Annotated in this window: 16 protein-coding genes; 4 read left to right on the plus strand and 12 right to left on the minus strand. The window is 71.6% G+C overall.

Annotation, left to right across the window (positions count from 1 at the left end; all coding sequences use genetic code 11):
* Positions 1–27: 27 nt before the first annotated feature.
* Positions 28–3,096 (plus strand): NACHT domain-containing protein, encoded by a 3,069-nt coding sequence (locus ACIBUY_RS12635; protein WP_399152545.1) that lies wholly within the window; start codon positions 28–30, stop codon positions 3,094–3,096.
* An 85-nt stretch (positions 3,097–3,181) separates the two neighbouring features.
* Here ACIBUY_RS12635 and ACIBUY_RS12640 read toward each other — a convergent pair whose 3' ends face one another.
* Complete coding sequence (locus ACIBUY_RS12640) at positions 3,182–5,713, minus strand: ATP-dependent Clp protease ATP-binding subunit (RefSeq protein ID WP_365567511.1); 2,532 nt, start codon at positions 5,711–5,713, stop codon at positions 3,182–3,184.
* A 442-nt stretch (positions 5,714–6,155) separates the two neighbouring features.
* On the opposite strand from ACIBUY_RS12640, the gene ACIBUY_RS12645 reads away from it, so the two are divergent.
* Entirely contained in the window at positions 6,156–6,797 is a 642-nt protein-coding gene (locus tag ACIBUY_RS12645) for an SCO3374 family protein (protein ID WP_365567513.1), read from the plus strand.
* On the opposite strand, the gene ACIBUY_RS12650 is transcribed toward ACIBUY_RS12645, so the two are convergent.
* From ACIBUY_RS12650 to ACIBUY_RS12695, 10 genes are all read right to left on the minus strand, one after another.
* Positions 6,776–7,111, minus strand: a complete 336-nt coding sequence (locus ACIBUY_RS12650; protein WP_365567515.1) for an Lsr2 family protein — start codon at positions 7,109–7,111, stop codon at positions 6,776–6,778. The two genes, ACIBUY_RS12645 and ACIBUY_RS12650, sit on opposite strands and share 22 nt — an antisense overlap.
* 251 nt (positions 7,112–7,362) lie before the next feature.
* Positions 7,363–7,923, minus strand: a complete 561-nt coding sequence (locus tag ACIBUY_RS12655; protein WP_399152546.1) for an amino-acid N-acetyltransferase — start codon at positions 7,921–7,923, stop codon at positions 7,363–7,365.
* Between the two features lie 9 nt (positions 7,924–7,932).
* Positions 7,933–8,349: a BlaI/MecI/CopY family transcriptional regulator gene (locus ACIBUY_RS12660; protein ID WP_365567519.1), complete on the minus strand. Its 417-nt coding sequence runs from the start codon at positions 8,347–8,349 to the stop codon at positions 7,933–7,935.
* 129 nt (positions 8,350–8,478) lie between these two features.
* Positions 8,479–8,652, minus strand: a complete 174-nt coding sequence (locus ACIBUY_RS12665; RefSeq protein ID WP_365567521.1) for a hypothetical protein — start codon at positions 8,650–8,652, stop codon at positions 8,479–8,481.
* Between the two features lie 13 nt (positions 8,653–8,665).
* Entirely contained in the window at positions 8,666–9,271 is a 606-nt protein-coding gene (locus ACIBUY_RS12670; protein ID WP_365567523.1) for a hypothetical protein, read from the minus strand.
* 59 nt (positions 9,272–9,330) lie between these two features.
* Complete coding sequence (locus ACIBUY_RS12675; RefSeq protein ID WP_365567525.1) at positions 9,331–10,128, minus strand: type III pantothenate kinase; 798 nt, start codon at positions 10,126–10,128, stop codon at positions 9,331–9,333.
* Positions 10,128–11,126 carry a carboxylating nicotinate-nucleotide diphosphorylase gene (gene nadC, locus ACIBUY_RS12680; RefSeq protein WP_365567527.1) on the minus strand — a complete coding sequence of 333 codons (999 nt, stop codon included), beginning with the start codon at positions 11,124–11,126 and terminating at the stop codon, positions 10,128–10,130. The genes ACIBUY_RS12675 and nadC overlap by 1 nt, the downstream gene beginning before the upstream one ends.
* Positions 11,123–12,844 (minus strand): L-aspartate oxidase, encoded by a 1,722-nt coding sequence (locus ACIBUY_RS12685; protein WP_365567529.1) that lies wholly within the window; start codon positions 12,842–12,844, stop codon positions 11,123–11,125. The genes nadC and ACIBUY_RS12685 overlap by 4 nt, the downstream gene beginning before the upstream one ends.
* Positions 12,841–13,827, minus strand: a complete 987-nt coding sequence (gene panC / locus ACIBUY_RS12690; protein ID WP_365567531.1) for a pantoate--beta-alanine ligase — start codon at positions 13,825–13,827, stop codon at positions 12,841–12,843. Before panC ends, ACIBUY_RS12685 begins: the two co-directional genes overlap by 4 nt.
* A complete protein-coding gene (locus tag ACIBUY_RS12695) occupies positions 13,824–14,753 on the minus strand; it encodes a DUF2520 domain-containing protein (protein WP_365567533.1) in 930 nt (309 codons plus the stop codon). The genes panC and ACIBUY_RS12695 overlap by 4 nt, the downstream gene beginning before the upstream one ends.
* Before the next feature lie 134 nt (positions 14,754–14,887).
* On the opposite strand from ACIBUY_RS12695, the gene ACIBUY_RS12700 reads away from it, so the two are divergent.
* Positions 14,888–16,036 carry a threonine aldolase family protein gene (locus ACIBUY_RS12700; protein ID WP_399152547.1) on the plus strand — a complete coding sequence of 383 codons (1,149 nt, stop codon included), beginning with the start codon at positions 14,888–14,890 and terminating at the stop codon, positions 16,034–16,036.
* Between the two features lie 7 nt (positions 16,037–16,043).
* On the opposite strand, the gene ACIBUY_RS12705 is transcribed toward ACIBUY_RS12700, so the two are convergent.
* Positions 16,044–16,265 (minus strand): hypothetical protein, encoded by a 222-nt coding sequence (locus ACIBUY_RS12705; RefSeq protein ID WP_365567537.1) that lies wholly within the window; start codon positions 16,263–16,265, stop codon positions 16,044–16,046.
* A 209-nt stretch (positions 16,266–16,474) separates the two neighbouring features.
* Here ACIBUY_RS12705 and ACIBUY_RS12710 point away from each other — a divergent pair, with 209 nt between their 5' ends.
* Entirely contained in the window at positions 16,475–17,581 is a 1,107-nt protein-coding gene (locus ACIBUY_RS12710; RefSeq protein ID WP_365567539.1) for a DUF5937 family protein, read from the plus strand.
* Positions 17,582–17,591: the final 10 nt, after the last annotated feature.

Below are 17,591 nucleotides of genomic sequence, written 5' to 3' on the forward strand. Positions count from 1 at the left end.
GTGTGATCGGGGCTACGCTCCCGGGCCATGGATCCCGCTGTCCTCGGCACTCGGCTGGCATCGAGCGTCCTCGTCCCTGCGCTGCGCAGACTCTTCGTCCAGGAGGGCCCCGGCGCGGGCCTCACCGACCGGGCCGTGCGGCTCTCCTCCCTGGTCTCCTTCCGGGGCGAGAAGCGCACCCTGACCGACCGGGACGTCGAGCGCCTCGCCCGGAAACTGGTGGGCGCCGCCCTCGAAGGCCCCGGCGAGCCCCCGTTCCCGTACGACGAGAGCGAAGCGGTCGTGCTCGCGCTCGCCCGCACCCTGCACTCCCTGGGCGACCTCGACATGGACGACGTCCAGGCCGTCCGGCTCGGCCACCGCGAGCTCGCCCGCACCCTGCGCCGCGCGGCGCCCGCCCTCGGCCTGTCCACGGACGCGGACCTCTTCCTCGCCACGCTCACCGAGTGGGCGTGCCTGCACATCCTGCACTTCTTCACGCAGCGGTCGCCCTTCGTGGCCCGCACGCTCGTGGAGCAGAGTCGCGACCTGGCCCAACTACTGGCCAGGACCGATGAGTTGATCCGCCGCCTGCCACCGGCCGGCGCCAGGGACGGCGCCTTCGAGGAGCGCTATCTCCGCTACGTCGCCCAGCGCCACCGGCATCTCACCATCTACGGCATCGACCTGCGGGACGCACCCGACCGCTGGCCGCTGGAGGTGGCGTATCTGAGCCTGGAGGCGACCGCGGCCGCCCCGCAGCACTCCTTCGGCGGCCTCGGCGACACGTTCGACGACGACGGCCGCGGCACGATGCCCGAGCGGCTGCGCGCCGAGGACGCCTTCGAGCAGGGACACGACCGCGTACTGCTGCGCGGCGAGGCGGGATCCGGCAAGACGACCCTCGTGCAGTGGCTCGCCGTCACCGCCGCGGCCGCCCGCGACCGCATCCCCTTCGTGCTCCCCCTGCGTACGCTCATACGTGCCGGGCAGCTGCCCGCGCCCGCCGCGTTCCTGTCGGCCGTCGGCTGCCCGCTGACCGCCCCGGACGGCTGGGCCGAGCGCGTGCTCGACGCCGGCCGGGCCCTGGTCCTCGTCGACGGCCTCGACGAGATCGCGACGGTCGACCGGCACCGGGCCCGCGACTGGCTGACCGGCCTGATCGCCGCCCACCCGGGCAACCGCTGGCTGCTGACCTCCCGGCCCACCGCCGTACGCCCCGGCTACCTCGCCGACCAGGGCTTTCGCGAACTGCTGCTGCCGCCGATGCGGGCCGCCGACGTCACCACGTTCGTCGAGCGCTGGCACACCGCGGCCGACGCCGCCGCGTACGCGCCGCCGCTCCTCGACGCCCTGCGCACCAAACGCGATCTGGCCCGGCTCGCCACCAACCCCCTGATGTGCGGCCTGATCTGCGCCCTGCACCGCGAGCGCCACAGCTATCTGCCCACGGACCGCGTGGAGCTGTACGACGCCGCGCTGTCGATGCTGCTCACCCGCCGCGACCGCGAACGCGGCACCGCAGGGCCCGAGTTGGGCGAGGCGGTCCAACTGGAGCTCCTCCAGCACCTCGCGTACGCGCTCATCCTCAGCGGCCGCAGCGAGATGAGCCGGGACAACGCCACGGCCCTCCTGGAGCGCCGCCTCCCGGCGGTGGCGGCGGCCGCGGCGCTCGGCGACGCCACGACGGTCCTCGCCACGCTCCTGCTGCGCAGCGGCCTGCTGCGCCAGCCCGCCGAGGGAGTCGTCGACTTCGTGCACCGCACGTTCCAGGACTACCTGGGCGCCCGGTACGCGGTGGACGAGGGCCACGCCCTGCCGTTCGTCCAGAACCTGGCCGACGATCCGTCGGGCGAGGACGCGATCCGCCTGGCCGTGGCCCACGCCCGCCCCGCCGAACGCGACGCGATGCTGCGCGAACTCCTCTCCCACGACCGTCCGCGCCTGACCCTGCTGGCCCTGGCGTGCCTGGAGCACGCGACGACGCTGGCCCCGTCGGTGCGCACCCACGTCGAGGACCGCGCGGCCCGCCTGATCCCCCCGCGCACCGCCGACGACGCGAAGGCGCTCGCCGAGGCGGGCCCCCTCGTCCTGGAGCTGCTGCCGGGCCCGGACGGCCTGACGGACGAGGAGGCGCACGGCGTGGCGATCACCGCGTCGATCCTCGGTGCGACGGAACCCGCGGGCGCCCTCGGCGTCCTGCGCCGCCTGCGCGCCCACCCGTCCCTGGACGTACGACGCCAACTGGCGGGCACCTGGCCCCGGTTCAACCCCGTGGAGTACGCGGCCGAGGTCCTGGACCACCTCGGGCGGACCGACCTGGTCCTCCGGATCGAGACCACCGAGCAGTACGCGGCACTGCGCCGGATGCGCCCCTGGCACGAGCTGACCCTCCACGGCCCGCACCGGTTGGCCGACTTCGCCGCCGCGCTCCCGGACCGCGCCGCGGTGACGCTCCTCGACCTGCGGGACAACGCGGAGCTCCGCGACCTCGGAGCCCTGACCGCGTTCCCCGCGCTGGGCGGGCTGTGGATGAGTGACTGCCCGAACGCCACGGGGCTCGGCCGCCTCGCCGAACTCCCCCTCACCGACCTGGCGTTCTCCCGCACCGCGGACCTCACGGGACTGACCGGACTCCGCAAGCTGAAGCGCCTCTCCCTCGACCAGGAGCTGCCCGGTGACTCCCTGGCCGACGGCCTGCCCGTCGAGGCCCCGCTGGAGTTCCTGTTCCTGGGCCGGGGCACCACCGACCGGACGGGCCTGCGCGGCCTGCACCACTGGCCGACCCTGACCACACTCAGCCTCGGCCGCCTCACCACCGCACCGACCGCCTCCGACTGGGAGTACGTCGCCGAACTCCCCGCCCTGACCCACCTCTACCTCAACGGCGTCCTGCTGCACGACCACCCGGCCTCGCTCACGACCCTGCCCGCGCTCCCCCGCATCGAGGTCCTCCGCCTGGCGTCCCTGCACGGCACCGAAGACCTGTCCGCCCTGCCCGCGCGCTTCCCGTACGTACGCCACGTGGTCCTGCAGACGGCCCCGGGCAGGACGTTCCCGGCCGACCGGTACGCGCCGCTGTTCCCGGACGCCGAGATCACGATCGACCAGCGCTGAACCGCCCCGCACGACAAACGGGTGGGCCCGCACCGTCCATCAGGACAGTGCGGGCCCACCCGTACTCGGGCTCACCCCAAAGGGGCTACGCCTCCTTGCTCAGGTTCGGCCCCGCGGAGCCGCCCGCGGCCGCGTCCTCGATCGGAGGAACGTCCGGCAGTGCCGACTTCTCCTCGCCGCGGAAGGTGAAGGTCTTGTTCTCGCCCTCGCCCTCCGTGTCGACGACCACGATGTGGCCCGGACGCAGCTCGCCGAAGAGGATCTTCTCCGAGAGCGTGTCCTCGACCTCGCGCTGGATCGTGCGACGCAGCGGCCGCGCGCCGAGAACCGGGTCGTAACCCTTCTTCGACAGCAGCTCCTTCGCGGACTGCGAGAGCTCGAGGCCCATGTCGCGGTCCTTGAGGCGCTCGTCCACCTTGCCGATCATCAGGTCGACGATCGCGAGGATGTCTTCCTGGGTCAGCTGCGGGAAGACGACGACGTCGTCCACACGGTTGAGGAACTCGGGGCGGAAGTGCTGCTTGAGCTCGTCCGAGACCTTGTTCTTCATGCGCTCGTAGTTGGACTTCGTGTCGCCCTGCGCCGCGAAGCCCAGGTTGAAGCCCTTCGAGATGTCACGGGTTCCAAGGTTGGTCGTCATGATGATGACCGTGTTCTTGAAGTCCACGACACGACCCTGGGAGTCGGTCAGACGACCGTCCTCCAGAATCTGCAGCAGCGAGTTGAAGATGTCCGGGTGGGCCTTCTCGACCTCGTCGAAGAGCACGACGGAGAACGGCTTGCGGCGCACCTTCTCGGTCAGCTGGCCGCCCTCTTCGTAGCCCACGTAACCGGGGGGCGAACCGAAGAGACGCGAGACCGTGTGCTTCTCGGAGAACTCCGACATGTCGAGCGAGATCAGCGCGTCCTCGTCACCGAAGAGGAACTCGGCGAGAGCCTTGCTGAGCTCCGTCTTACCGACACCGGACGGGCCCGCGAAGATGAACGAACCACCGGGACGCTTCGGGTCCTTCAGACCGGCCCGCGTACGACGGATCGCCTTCGAGAGCGCCTTGACGGCGTCCTTCTGGCCGATGACGCGCTTGTGGAGCTCGTCCTCCATGCGCAGCAGACGCGAGGACTCCTCCTCGGTCAGCTTGAAGACCGGGATGCCGGTGGCGGTCGCGAGGACCTCGGCGATCAGCTCGCCGTCGACCTCGGCGACGACGTCCATGTCGCCGGCCTTCCACTCCTTCTCGCGCTTGGCCTTCGCCGCGAGCAGCTGCTTCTCCTTGTCGCGGAGAGACGCCGCCTTCTCGAAGTCCTGGGAGTCGATGGCCGACTCCTTGTCGCGACGCACGCCCGCGATCTTCTCGTCGAACTCGCGGAGGTCCGGCGGCGCGGTCATCCGGCGGATGCGCATCCGGGAACCGGCCTCGTCGATCAGGTCGATCGCCTTGTCCGGCAGGAAGCGGTCCGAGATGTACCGGTCGGCCAGGGTGGCCGCCTGCACGAGGGCCTCGTCGGTGATGGACACACGGTGGTGCGCCTCGTACCGGTCGCGCAGCCCCTTCAGGATCTCGATCGTGTGCGGCAGCGACGGCTCCGCGACCTGGATCGGCTGGAAGCGGCGCTCGAGAGCGGCGTCCTTCTCCAGGTGCTTGCGGTACTCGTCGAGCGTGGTCGCACCGATGGTCTGGAGCTCACCGCGGGCCAGCATCGGCTTGAGGATGGAGGCCGCGTCGATGGCACCTTCGGCGGCACCCGCACCCACGAGCGTGTGGAGCTCGTCGATGAACAGGATGATGTCGCCGCGGGTGCGGATCTCCTTGAGGACCTTCTTCAGGCGCTCCTCGAAGTCACCGCGGTAGCGGGAACCGGCGACCAGCGCACCGAGGTCGAGGGTGTAGAGGTGCTTGTCCTTGAGGGTCTCGGGCACCTCGCCCTTGACGATGGCCTGCGCGAGGCCCTCGACGACGGCGGTCTTGCCGACGCCGGGCTCACCGATCAGGACCGGGTTGTTCTTGGTGCGGCGCGACAGCACCTGCATGACGCGCTCGATCTCCTTCTCGCGCCCGATGACCGGGTCGAGCTTGGACTCACGAGCGGCCTGCGTGAGGTTGCGGCCGAACTGGTCGAGCACCAGGGACGTGGAGGGCGTGCCCTCGGCAGGACCGCCGGCGGTGGCGGTCTCCTTGCCCTGGTAACCGGAGAGCAGCTGGATGACCTGCTGCCGCACCCGGTTGAGATCGGCGCCCAGCTTGACCAGGACCTGGGCGGCGACGCCCTCGCCCTCGCGGATCAGGCCGAGCAGGATGTGCTCCGTGCCGATGTAGTTGTGGCCCAGCTGAAGGGCCTCGCGGAGCGACAGCTCCAGGACCTTCTTGGCACGGGGGGTGAAGGGGATGTGCCCGGACGGGGCCTGCTGGCCCTGGCCGATGATCTCCTCCACCTGCTGGCGGACCGCCTCGAGCGAAATCCCGAGGCTCTCCAGGGCCTTAGCGGCGACACCCTCACCCTCGTGGATCAGGCCCAGGAGGATGTGCTCGGTGCCGATGTAGTTGTGGTTGAGCATCCGGGCTTCTTCCTGAGCCAGGACGACAACCCGCCGCGCGCGGTCGGTGAACCTCTCGAACATCGTTAATCGCTCCTCAGAGCGGTCAGGCAGTAAAGGGGTCGGTCCCCTCCCTGTCCTTCCGCAGCTTAGTCCCGCAAGCGGGGACCGCTCATTCCAACTGCCGACACCCGGACCCCTTCCTGGCCAGTCTCCTGCCCCCGAACGCCGACAACCTGCTCAACCCGATGGTGCGAGACGATGTTCCCGCAGGCCAGGCAGATACCCTCACCATCACTACGCCGATGGCGAACGCAAGATGCCCGACCCGCACGTGTCGCCCCTCCCACTAGGGATGTCTTACCCGCACGGACTGACACTCCATGCGGCGCGCGCCGGTTCCCTCCGCTACGGGCGAACACCCTTGCGCCGCCCAACACCCCCGTACGCCCCTATTCCGGACACGCTGTGCTTCCACAGTGCCACAGTGCGTAACCCCGGAGTGCTCGCGGCGGTTGCTCCTGGCATGGTCCCCACCTCCGGCACCACCTTCCCGGCACCGCGGCGGCCCGTCGACGGGGCCGGATCCGATCCGGTTCAGCAGTGGTACGAGGATGAACTCGGCTGGGCCACGACGAGCGGCCCCGACGGCGCACGGCTGTGCACGGGCCTGCGGTTCGACGTCCTGGAGGTGCCGGCCGACGCCGGCTTCGCGATGCTGCGCAGACTCGATCCCCGGTCACCGGTGGCCGTACACGGGGAAACGATGCAGTTGCTGGTCGCCGCGGGCAGCGCCGACGAACTGCCGGGTCTGCTCGACTGGCTGGAGTGGGGCTCACTGCCCCTGGACCTCGTCGCCGTCGGGGCGGGCGCATTCATCGACGCGCCGACGCCTCCGGGCTGGACCGGCTCGCAGGAGGCCGCTGTGTGGGTGCGGCCCCCGGAGCCCGGACGCGAGGTGGAGCCGGTGCTGCCGGCTCTGACGACGGTGTCCGCCATGACCGGCATGACGGGCATGGCCGACGCCTCGACCTGGTCGGTCGTGGGGGGCGGTGGGGGCGCCCCCGATCTCGTACGACTCGTGGACACGGCGGCGACCCACTGCCACCGGGCCCGACTGCGCCGCGCACAAATGGCGCCGACGAATCAGCCGTTGGCCTTCTCGTAGGCCTCGCGGATCGCCTGGGGAACGCGGCCACGGTCGTTCACGTCGTGCCCGTTCTCCTTCGCCCAGGCGCGGATCTGCGCGGTGTCCTGGTTGCCACCGGACGCGGCGCGCGCCTTCCCCCGGCCGCCGGCGGTGCGGCCACCGGTGCGCCGACCACCCTTGACGTACGCATCGAGGAGCCCACGGAGCTTGTCCGCGTTGGCGGTGGTGAGGTCGATCTCGTACGTCTTGCCGTCGAGCGCGAACGTCACGGTCTCGTCCGCCTCGCCGCCGTCGAGGTCATCGACAAGAAGGACCTGAACCTTCTGTGCCACCGGATTTCCTTTCATCGATATCTGAAGGGCCGGCCCCCCTGCGACCACGGCCGCTGTTTCGCCGTCCCCTTGTTATATGCAGTACTGCAGTACGTCGGAAAGCAAACCGCTTTTCCCGGAAAAACACAAACCCCTGGCTGAGATCCGGAGAGATCCCGGAGTTGAACGCTGCCCGTTCGGGCCGAAAACATGCGCGTTTCGGACATAGGGGCCGGGTCGCGGGTGCTTGCCGGAATACCGGACGGCGGCGATCACAGATGCAGAAGCATCCGGCTGTTGCCCAAGGTGTTCGGTTTCACTCGTTCGAGACCGAGGAACTCCGCGACACCCTCGTCATAGGAACGCAGCAGCTCGCTGTAGACATCGGTGTCAACGGTATCGACGGGCGTCTCACCGATCTCCACGAAGCCGTGCTTGGCGAAGAACTCCACTTCGAAGGTGAGACAGAAAACCCGGCGAACGCCGATCCAGCGCGCGGTCTGCAGCAGCTTCTCCAGGACCTGATGACCGACACCGGCACCCTTGACCTGTGGATTCACCGCGAGAGTGCGGACTTCCGCCAGGTCTTCCCACATGACGTGCAGCGCGCCGCAGCCGACGACCTCCGCGTTGTCGTCACGTTCCGCGACCCAGAACTCCTGGATGGACTCGTAAAGCGTGACGGTGGCTTTGTCGAGCAGGATGCCCTGTCGGCTGTACGCGTCGAGCAGTCGGCGCACCGCGGGGACATCGGCGGTCCGTGCCCTGCGTACGGTGAGTGCTTTACCGGGCGATTCGGAGCTTGTGAAGACTTCGCGGGGCTCTGCTGGCATGAGCGGACGCTATCGCCCGGGCTCCTCGGCCGCTTGCCCGGGTCCTGACGGGACTTCGGCCGGCACTTCGGGCTGAACGATGCGCATCGCGTCTCTGAGCGCTTCGCGCTGCTGGGGCGACATCATGCCGAAGAAGGCGACGAGCGCGGCGGCGGGGTTGTCGCTCTGCGCCCACGCCTCGTTCATCAGTGCGGCCGAGTAGGCGGCGCGGGTGGAGACGGCTTCATATCGATAGGCCCGGCCTTCCGCCTCGCGGCGCACCCAGCCCTTCTGATGGAGATTGTCCAATACGGTCATGACCGTCGTGTAGGCGATGGACCGTTCCTGCTGGAGGTCCTCCAGGACTTCCCTCACCGTCACCGGGCGGTTCCACTTCCACACCCGCGTCATGACTGCGTCTTCGAGTTCTCCCAAGGGGCGCGGCACGAGCAGCACAATAGTGGGAGAAGTCGGTAATTCAACGGCGGACGTGGCGAACGGTTGTAATCAATGACAAAAGGGGCGCCCGGTGGGCGCCCCTGTCTGTCGCTTCGGTCCAGTGCCGGCCTGCGCCGGTTACTGCGCGGCGCCGCCCTGACGGGCGGCCTCGGCGCGGGCGATCGCGGCATCCACGGCCGCGTCCTCCTTGGCCTTCTTGTCGCCGCCCTGCGACTTCACGATCGTCACGATCAGACCGATGAAGAACACGGCCATCACTACCGGGGGCACGAGCGCGGAGACGTAGTCCATGCCCCCAGAGTAGCTAGCCCGCGGCCAGTTGCTGCGGCGGGGCCGGGGGCTCAGCCGGCTGGACCGGGCGCCGCTTGGGCGGGAACACCTCGGCCGGGGTGGGCACCGGCTTGGGCGGGGTGCCGGGCCTCGGCTGCGCGGGCTGCTGTCCGGCGTCCGCGAGGCCGCCGGGCAGCGCGAGCAGGTGCGTACGGGAGGCGGGGACGCGCCTCAGGTGACGGGCCTCGAGCCGGTCCCGCACGCCCTGTTCGGCCAGGGTGCGGCAGCGGTCGAGCAGCGTCGCCGCCGCCGGGTTGCCGCGCAGTGCGCGCAGGGCGGCGAGGTCGTCGGCGCCGGGCTTGTGGCCCGCAGCGAGCGCCTCTTCGAGCAGGCTCAGATAGCCGGTGACGGAGCCGGGCAGGGCGGCCCGGTACCGGTCGAGGTCGGCCAGCAGGAAGGCCCGCAGGCGGGCGCCCTCCTGCACGGTCTCGTCGACCGACTCCGCGAGTCGGAGCCAGTCCCGGACGTCCTCGTCCGAGGCGGGGCTGGGGTGGAGGGCGAGGGCGAGGGCGCGTCGGAGCACACGCAGCTCTTCTGCACCGAACGCCATGCCGCCGCGGTTTCCGTAGGGCGTGGGCATGGGGTGACGATACGGCCTATTACGGACAAATCGGCTTAACCGGCAATTCCCGGGCGCGCCTACAGCCGGCTGACGTTCCGCTCGTACACGAGCCGCAGCCCGATCAGGGTCAGCCACGGCTCGTGCTCGTCGATGACCGAGGCCTCGCCGAGGACCATCGGCGCGAGGCCGCCCGTCGCGATGACGGTGACGTCGTCCGGGTCGGCCGCGAGCTCCTTGGCCATCCGGTGCACGACGCCGTCGACCTGGCCCGCGAAACCGTAGACGATGCCGGACTGCATGGCCTCGACCGTGTTCTTGCCGATGACGCTGCGCGGGCGGGCCAGTTCGATCTTGCGCAGTTGCGCGCCGCGGACGCCGAGCGCCTCGACGGAGATCTCGATGCCGGGGGCGATCACACCTCCGGTGTACTCGCCGCGCGCGGACACCGCGTCGAACGTCGTCGCCGTACCGAAGTCGACGACGATCGCGGGGCCCCCGTACAGCTCGACGGCCGCGACCGCGTTGATGATGCGGTCGGCGCCGACCTCCTTGGGGTTGTCCATGAGGATCGGGACGCCGGTCTTGATGCCGGGCTCGACCAGGACGGCGGGGACGTCGCCGTAGTAGCGGCGGGTCACCTCGCGCAGTTCGTGCAGGACGGAGGGGACGGTCGAGCAGATGGCGATGCCGTCGATGCCGTCGCCGAGTTCGTCGCCGAGCAGCGGGTGCATGCCCATCAGGCCCTGGAGCAGGACCGCGAGTTCGTCGGCGGTGCGGCGCGCGTCCGTGGAGATGCGCCAGTGCTCGACGATGTCCTCGCCGTCGAACAGGCCGAGGACGGTGTGGGTGTTGCCCACGTCGATGGTGAGCAGCATCAGGCCGTCGCCTCACGGAGGTCCAGGCCGATGTCCAGGATCGGGGACGAGTGCGTCAGGGCTCCGACCGCGAGGTAGTCGACGCCCGTCTTCGCGTACGTAGCGGCGTTCTCGAGGGTGAGGCGGCCCGACGACTCCAGGAGGGCGCGGCCGTCCGTGAGGGCGACCGCCTCTTCCGTCTCGCCCGGCGTGAAGTTGTCCAGGAGGATCAGGTCGGCGCCCGCGTCGAGGACCTCGCGCAGCTGGTGGAGGGTGTCGACCTCGACCTCGATCGCGAGGCCCGGGAAGCGGTCGCGTACGGCCTGGAAGGCCTGGGCCACGCCGCCCGCCGCCACGACGTGGTTGTCCTTGACCAGGGCCGCGTCCGACAGGGACATGCGGTGGTTGACGCCGCCGCCCATGCGGACCGCGTACTTCTCCAGGGAGCGCAGGCCCGGGGTGGTCTTGCGGGTGTCGCGGACCTTCGCCTTCGTGCCGTCCAGGGCGTCCGCCCACGCGCGCGTGGCCGTCGCGATGCCGGAGAGGCGGCACAGGAGGTTGAGTGCGCTGCGCTCGGCGGTGAGCAGGTCGCGGGTGCGGGTGGTGACGGACAGCAGCTTCTGGCCGGCCTCCACCTGGTCGCCGTCCTCCGCGTGGCGCTCGACCTCGAACTCGTCCGTGGCCACTACGGAGATGATCGCCTCGGCGACGCGCAGGCCCGCCACGACGCCCGCCTCGCGGGCCGTGAAGTCCGCGGTGGCGACGGCGTCCTCGGCGATCGTGGCGACCGTCGTGACGTCCACGCCGCCGTCGAGGTCCTCGGCGATCGCCAGGTGGGCGATGTCCTCGACCTCGACCGGGTGCAGGCCCGCCTCGAGCAGCAGCTTGGCGAGCGACGGGTCGAGGCCGCACTCCATGGCGTCGTCGGAATCCCCGTGCGCACAGGCACAGTTGTCGCCGCAGCCGGCGCCGTCTGCGTCGGCCAGGGGAAGGTCGGAAGTGGCACTCACGTCGGTCACTGCTCCTGAGGGGTGGTAGCCGTTGCCGGGAAGTCTGCGGTCGGTGTGGTGTGTGTGGCCAGAGTGCGATCGGGATTCAGGCGTACGACGATGTGGCGGCGCCAGTTCGTGTCGTCGCGGTCCGCGTGGTCCTCGCGCCAGTGGCAGCCGCGGGTCTCCTCGCGGCGGCGGGCCGCGGCGACCAGGACGCGGGCCACGCACAGGAGGTTCGTGGCCTCCCAGGTGTCGACGCCGGGCTCCGCCGTCTTGCCGTTCTCCGCGAGGGCGCCCGCGGCCTCGGCGTGGATGCGGCCGAGCTGGGCGGCCGCCTCCGCGAGCGAGTCGGCGGAGCGCAGCACGCCCGCGCCCCGCGTCATCACGCGCTGGATCGCGAAGCGGGCCTCGGCGGGCAGCAGCGGGTGCGTCGGGGTCTGCGGGTGCGGGACGGGCGCGGGCACGCGCGCGTGGAGGTGGTTCTCCTCGTGCTGCCGCTTGATGTCGTCCGCGATGCGCTCCGCGTAGACCAGGCCCTCCAGAAGGGAGTTGGAGGCCAGGCGGTTCGCGCCGTGGACGCCGGTGCAGGCGACCTCGCCGCACGCGTACAGGCCGGGCACCGTGGTGCGGCCGTGCAGGTCGGTGCGGACGCCCCCGGAGGCGAAGTGCGCGGCAGGGGCGATCGGGATGGGCTCGGTGATCGGGTCGATGCCGTGGGCGCGGCAGGCGGCGAGGACCGTGGGGAAGCGGTGCTCCCACATGTCGGCGCCGAAGTGCCGGGCGTCGAGGTACATGTGGTCGGCGCCCTGTTCCTGCATGCGGCGCGTGATGCCCTTGGCGACGACGTCGCGGGGCGCCAGTTCGGCGAGTTCGTGCTGGCCCACCATGAAGCGCACGCCGTCCGCGTCCACGAGGTGGGCGCCTTCGCCGCGTACGGCTTCGGAGACGAGCGGCTGCTGGCCCTCGGCGTCCGCGCCCAGGAAGAGCACGGTCGGGTGGAACTGGACGAACTCCAGGTCGCTGACCTCGGCGCCCGCGCGCAGGGCGAGGGCGACGCCGTCGCCGGTCGACACGTGGGGGTTGGTGGTCGCGGAGAAGACCTGGCCCATGCCGCCGGTCGCGAGGACGACGGCGGGGGCGAGGACCGCGCCGACGCCGTCGTGCTGGCCCTCCCCCATGACGTGCAGGGAGACACCGGCGGTGCGGCCGTCGGCGTCCGTCAACAGGTCGAGCACCAGGGCGTTCTCGACCGTGCCGAGACCACGCGCCCGTACCGCCTCGACCAGGGCGCGGGAGACCTCGGCGCCCGAGGCGTCGCCGCCCGCGTGCGCGATGCGGCGGCGGTGGTGACCGCCCTCGCGGGTCAGGTCGAGCGAGCCGTCCTCGGCCTCGTCGAAGCGGGCGCCGGTCGCGATCAGGCGGCGTACGGCGTCGGGGCCCTCGGTGACCAGGGTGCGTACGGCGTGCTCGTCGCACAGGCCCACGCCCGCGACCAGGGTGTCGTCCAGGTGCTGCTCGGGGGTGTCGCCGTCGCCGAGCGCGGCCGCGATGCCGCCCTGGGCCCAGCGCGTGGAGCCGTCGTCGAGGCGGGCCTTGGTGACGACGACCGTCTTCAGGCCCGCGGCCTCGCAGCGCAGAGCGGCGGTCAGCCCGGCCACGCCGGAGCCGACGACCACGACATCGGCGGCGATGGACCAGCCGGGGGCGGGGGCGTGCAGACGTATACCGGTACCGGTGGAGTTCATGAGCGGGCTCCGAAGGTCAGAGGCAGGTTGTCGATCAGCCGGGTCGTGCCCACGCGCGCGGCGACGGCGAGGACGGCCTCGCCCTCGAAGTCGTCGCGTACGGCGGTGAAGTCGGCCGGGTCGACCAGGGCCAAGTAGTCGAGTTCGACCGGGGGTTGCAGGCGCGCGGCCCCGTCCAGGACCTGGCGGGCCGCGGCGAGGACGGCGGCGGGGCGGCCCGGGGACGCGACGGCGTGGGCGTCGGCGGCGGCGCGGGCCTCGCCGAGCGCGCCCAGGGCCTCGGCACGCGCGCGCGTGGTGGGGTTTTCGGCGGCACGCGCGCGGAGTGCTTCCTGTGCGGCGTGCCGGTCGCGGCCCGCGAACAGGGCGCGGGACAGGGCGAGTGCGCTGCGGCGCTCGTCCGCGGAGAGGTAGCGGTTGCGGGAGGACAGGGCCAGGCCGTCGTCCTCGCGGACCGTGGGGACGGCGGCGATCTCCACGTCGAAGTTCAGGTCGCGCACCATGCGGCGGATCAGGGCGAGTTGCTGGGCGTCCTTCTGGCCGAAGAGGGCGACGTCCGCGCGCGTGAGGTGCAGCAGCTTGGCGACGACGGTGAGCATGCCGTCGAAGTGGCCGGGGCGCACGGCGCCTTCGAGGCGCTCGCCCATCGGGCCCGCCGTGATGCGCACCTGGGGCTGCCCGCCGGGGTAGACCTCGTCCGCGGACGGCGCGAACACGGCGTCCGCGCCCGCCTGTTCGGCGATCTTGACGTCGGCGTCGAGGGTGCGCGGGTAGCGGTCGAGGTCCTCGCCCGCGCCGAACTGGAGCGGGTTCACGAAGACGGTGACGACCACTTCGCCGTCCGCGCCCGCGCGCTCGCGTGCCGTACGGATCAAGGTGGCGTGGCCCTCGTGCAGGGCGCCCATCGTCATGACGACGACGCGCTGCCCGCTACGCGCGCGTGCCCGCAGTTCCTCGCCCTTGTGCAGCAGAGCCGTCGTCATCGGTGGTCCTCCGCGCCGGTCGCGAGGACGCCGAGCAGGTCCTCGGCGAGCTCCGGCTTGAGTAGGCCGTGCGCGAGGGCGCGGTCGGCGGTCGCGCGGGCCATCGCGAGATATCCGGCGACGGTGCCGGGGGCGTGCTTGCGCAGTTCGCTCACGTGGGCGGCGACGGTGCCGGCGTCGCCGCGCGCGACCGGTCCCGTCAGGGCTGCGTCGCCGGACCTGAGCGCGTTGTCGAGGGCCGCGCCGAGCAGCGGGCCGAGCATCCGGTCGGGTGCGGAGACGCCCGCGTCACGGAGCAGCTCCATGGCCTCGGCGACCAGCGTGACCAGGTGGTTCGCGCCGAGCGCGAGGGCCGCGTGGTACAGCGGCCGCATCTCCTCTGCGATCCACTCGGGCTCGCCGCCCATCTCGATGACCAGGGCCTCGGCCGCGAGCCGCAGCTCCTCGGGCGCGGTCACCCCGAACGAGCAGCCGGCCAGCCGCTGGACGTCGATCGCGGTGCCGGTGAACGTCATCGCGGGGTGCAGCGCCAGCGGCAGGGCGCCCGCGCGCAGGGCCGGGTCGAGGACCTTGGTGCCGTACCGGCCCGAGGTGTGCACGAGCAGTTGTCCCGGGCGGATCGAGCCGGTCTCCACGAAGCCTTCGACGAGGCTCGGCAGCACGTCGTCCGGGACGGTCAGCAGCACCAGCTCGGCGCGGGCGAGGACCTCGGCGGGCGGCACGAGGGGCACGTCGGGCAGCAGTGCGGCCGCTCTGCGCACCGAGGCGTCGGAGACCCCGGAGACGGCGACGGGGCGGTGCCCCGCCAGCTGCAGCGAGGCGGCGAGCGCGGGGCCCACACGGCCCGCGCCGACGACGCCGACCGTGAGGCGGGCGGGACGTTCGCTGGGATCGGTGGGTTCGGATCGCGGGTTCGGAGGTGTCACGAGGCGAGGGCCTTCCGTTCCAGTCCGCTCGGGGTACCGGACGATTTCTCGTCATGTTAACGCTATCTGGGTGCGGGGGCCCCGGCCGCCTGAATGCTGTGGGCAAGCGCACGCCCGTACGACATGATCCGAGGATGAGCGGAACGTACGAGACCGAGGAAGAGCGGCAGACCGCTCGGCGCCTTGCCGCGTGGCGGGGCGCGGAGCGCTCGCTGGCGCACCGGCCGCCGGTGACGACGCTGGGCGAGCGGCTCGCGCAGCTCGCCCAGGAGGCGCGGGAGGTGGCCGACCCGGAGGCCGACATCGACCTCTACGGGAACGGCATCGTCGCCGACCTGGAGGCGAAGGTCGCCGGGCTGCTCGGCAAGGAGGCGGCCGCGTTCTTCCCGACCGGCACGATGGCGCAGCAGGTCGCGCTGCGCTGCTGGGCGGGCCGCACCGGCAACGCGACGGTGGCGCTGCATCCGCTGGGTCACCCGGAGGTGCACGAGCGGGAAGCGCTCACCACGGTGTCGGGCCTGCGCACGGTGCACCCGACGACCGAGCCGCGGCTGCCGACGGCGGACGAGGTGCACGCCCTGGACGAGCCGTTCGGCACGCTGATGCTCGAACTGCCGCTCAGGGACGCCGGTTTCGTGCTTCCTACTTGGGAGGAGCTCGAGGAGGTCTGCGAGGCGGCACGCGCGCGTGACGCGGTGGTGCACTTCGACGGGGCCCGGCTGTGGGAGTGCACGACGCACTTCGGCCGGCCGCTGGACGAGATCGCGGCGCTCGCCGACAGCGTCTACGTGTCGTTCTACAAGTCGCTCGGCGGCATCAGCGGCGCGGTGCTCGCGGGCCCGCAGACGGTGATCGACGAGGCGCGAGCGTGGCGGCACCGCTACGGAGGGCAGGTCTTCCAGCAGTTCCCCGCGGCGATCGCGGCCCTTGCGGGCCTGCAGCGGGAGCTGCCGCGGCTGCCGGAGTACGTGGCGCACGCGCGCGTGGTCGCGCAGGCACTGCGGGACGGGTTCGCGCAGGCCGGGATGCCGTTCTTCCGCGTGCATCCCGAGGCGCCGCACACCCACCAGTTCCAGGTGTGGCTGGCCCAGGACGCCCAGGTGCTGACGCAGGCCGCCGTCGAGCAGGCCGAGGAGACGAAGACGTCGCTGTTCGGGCGCTGGTTCGCGGACGGTCCGCCCGGTCTCGCGGTCACCGAGGTGACGGTCGGCGGGCCGGGTCTTTCGTGGAGCGCCGACGACGTCCGCGCGGCCGTCGCGGACTTCGTGCGGCGTCTGGCATAGCCGCCGGTCAGCAGCCCGCGGTGTGGCCGCGGTGTGCGGAGAAGCGGCGGGCGAGCGCCTCCCGGATCCGGCCGCGGGCCGGGCGGCCGGCCAGGACCGCCTCGAAGCGGCGGTAGTCGCGCAGTTCACGGACGGCGGCCCAGTCGTGCAGACCGGGCGCCGGTCCCGGCTGCTCGCCGCGCTGTGCGGCCCGGTAGACGTCGAGGGCGTACTGCTGGTTGACGTTCATGGCGAACACCTCTCCCCTGATTGTCGCGCTGAGCCCCGTTATCTGCCTTATTTGCTTATCTGCCTTTTTTGCTTCACTGCGCGCTCTTTTGCTGCGCTTCGGGGCCTACGACAACGAGAGTGCTCCGGCGGCCGCGGCCCGGTCACGTCGATTGACGGGAGCCGTCAATCGACGCCCCGGCTGTCAGTGGCGGCGTGCACCATGGGGTCATGAGCGTGCGCATCGACATCGCGGGCCTGGCGCCCGAGCAGGTCAAGGTCGTGCCCTCGCCCCTGGCCGAGCTCGGCATGGCGCTGCACGCGCTGGCCGAGCCCGCGCACCACCCGGGGCTGCAGGGGTGGACGACGAGCGTGTCCACACGCCTGGATCCGTGCCTGGCGGACCGGCTGTGCGACGCGGACTTCCTGTGGCGCACGACGTTCTCGGACGTCTTCACGCCGTCGGCCGGGATCCCCGGGCGGCGGACGGCTCCCGGGGCGACGCTGGCCGAGGAGCTCGACCTGCTCGACAAGCTGTCGGACGAGCAGTTCGTGGACGCGGCCCTGGAGTTCACCTGCCAGTCGACCTATGCGAGCCGGACGGTGAGCCGGCTCGACGACCCGCGGACCCGGGAGCGCGCCCTGGAGCTCGCGGCCACGCGCGGGGCGCACCAAGTGCGGTTCACCCAGCGCCTGTTGGACGATCCGCCCGCCGTCAGGTCCTGGTTCCGCGAGCTGCTGCAGGACTGCGACGAGGCGTTCTTCTCGGACGTATGGGCGCGCGTGCAGCACCAGTTGGCGGCCGACGCGCGGCACAAGACGGAGCTGGTGCGCCGCAAGGGGCTCGGTGCCGCCCTTCAGGAGACGTCCGCGGCGGTCTCGCTCGACGAGGCGGGGCACACCGTCGTCGTGGACAAGATCACCGAAGGCTTCACGGCGACGGAGGACGGCATCCTCGTACTGACGCCGACCAGCCTGGGCTGGCCGCACCTGTGGGTGCTGCACCGGGCGGACTGGCAGCCGGTGATCATGTACCCGGTCTCCTCGCCGGGCCCCACGGCGCCGCCGTCCGTCGAGCAGCTGACGCGGCGCATGTCGGCACTGGCCCACCCGGTGCGGATGCGGCTCTGCCGCCACCTGGCGCGCGGTTCGTACACGACGAGCGAGCTGGCCGACGCGCACGGCATGACGGCACCTGAGATATCCCGGCACCTTTCGGTGCTCAAGAAGGCGGGCCTGATCACGACGCGCCGCCAAGGGCGTTACGTACAGCACCAGTTGGATCTGAGCGTCGTCTCGCGCCTGGGCGGCGACTTCATCGAGGGGGTGCTGCGCTGAGCGCCCGCGC

Source organism: Streptomyces sp. NPDC050085 (assembly GCF_044460595.1).
Lineage (GTDB): Bacteria > Actinomycetota > Actinomycetes > Streptomycetales > Streptomycetaceae > Streptomyces.

Coding starts and splice junctions, on each gene's coding strand:
- ACIBUY_RS12635 (WP_399152545.1), top strand. CDS start 28: ATGGATCCCGCTGTCCTCGGCACTCGGCTGGCATCGAGCGTCCTCGTC.
- ACIBUY_RS12640 (WP_365567511.1), bottom strand. CDS start 5,713: ATGTTCGAGAGGTTCACCGACCGCGCGCGGCGGGTTGTCGTCCTGGCT.
- ACIBUY_RS12645 (WP_365567513.1), top strand. CDS start 6,156: ATGGTCCCCACCTCCGGCACCACCTTCCCGGCACCGCGGCGGCCCGTC.
- ACIBUY_RS12655 (WP_399152546.1), bottom strand. CDS start 7,923: ATGCCAGCAGAGCCCCGCGAAGTCTTCACAAGCTCCGAATCGCCCGGT.
- ACIBUY_RS12665 (WP_365567521.1), bottom strand. CDS start 8,652: ATGGACTACGTCTCCGCGCTCGTGCCCCCGGTAGTGATGGCCGTGTTC.
- ACIBUY_RS12670 (WP_365567523.1), bottom strand. CDS start 9,271: ATGCCCACGCCCTACGGAAACCGCGGCGGCATGGCGTTCGGTGCAGAA.
- ACIBUY_RS12675 (WP_365567525.1), bottom strand. CDS start 10,128: ATGCTGCTCACCATCGACGTGGGCAACACCCACACCGTCCTCGGCCTG.
- ACIBUY_RS12685 (WP_365567529.1), bottom strand. CDS start 12,844: ATGAACTCCACCGGTACCGGTATACGTCTGCACGCCCCCGCCCCCGGC.
- panC (WP_365567531.1), bottom strand. CDS start 13,827: ATGACGACGGCTCTGCTGCACAAGGGCGAGGAACTGCGGGCACGCGCG.
- ACIBUY_RS12700 (WP_399152547.1), top strand. CDS start 14,888: ATGAGCGGAACGTACGAGACCGAGGAAGAGCGGCAGACCGCTCGGCGC.
- ACIBUY_RS12705 (WP_365567537.1), bottom strand. CDS start 16,265: ATGAACGTCAACCAGCAGTACGCCCTCGACGTCTACCGGGCCGCACAG.
- ACIBUY_RS12710 (WP_365567539.1), top strand. CDS start 16,475: ATGAGCGTGCGCATCGACATCGCGGGCCTGGCGCCCGAGCAGGTCAAG.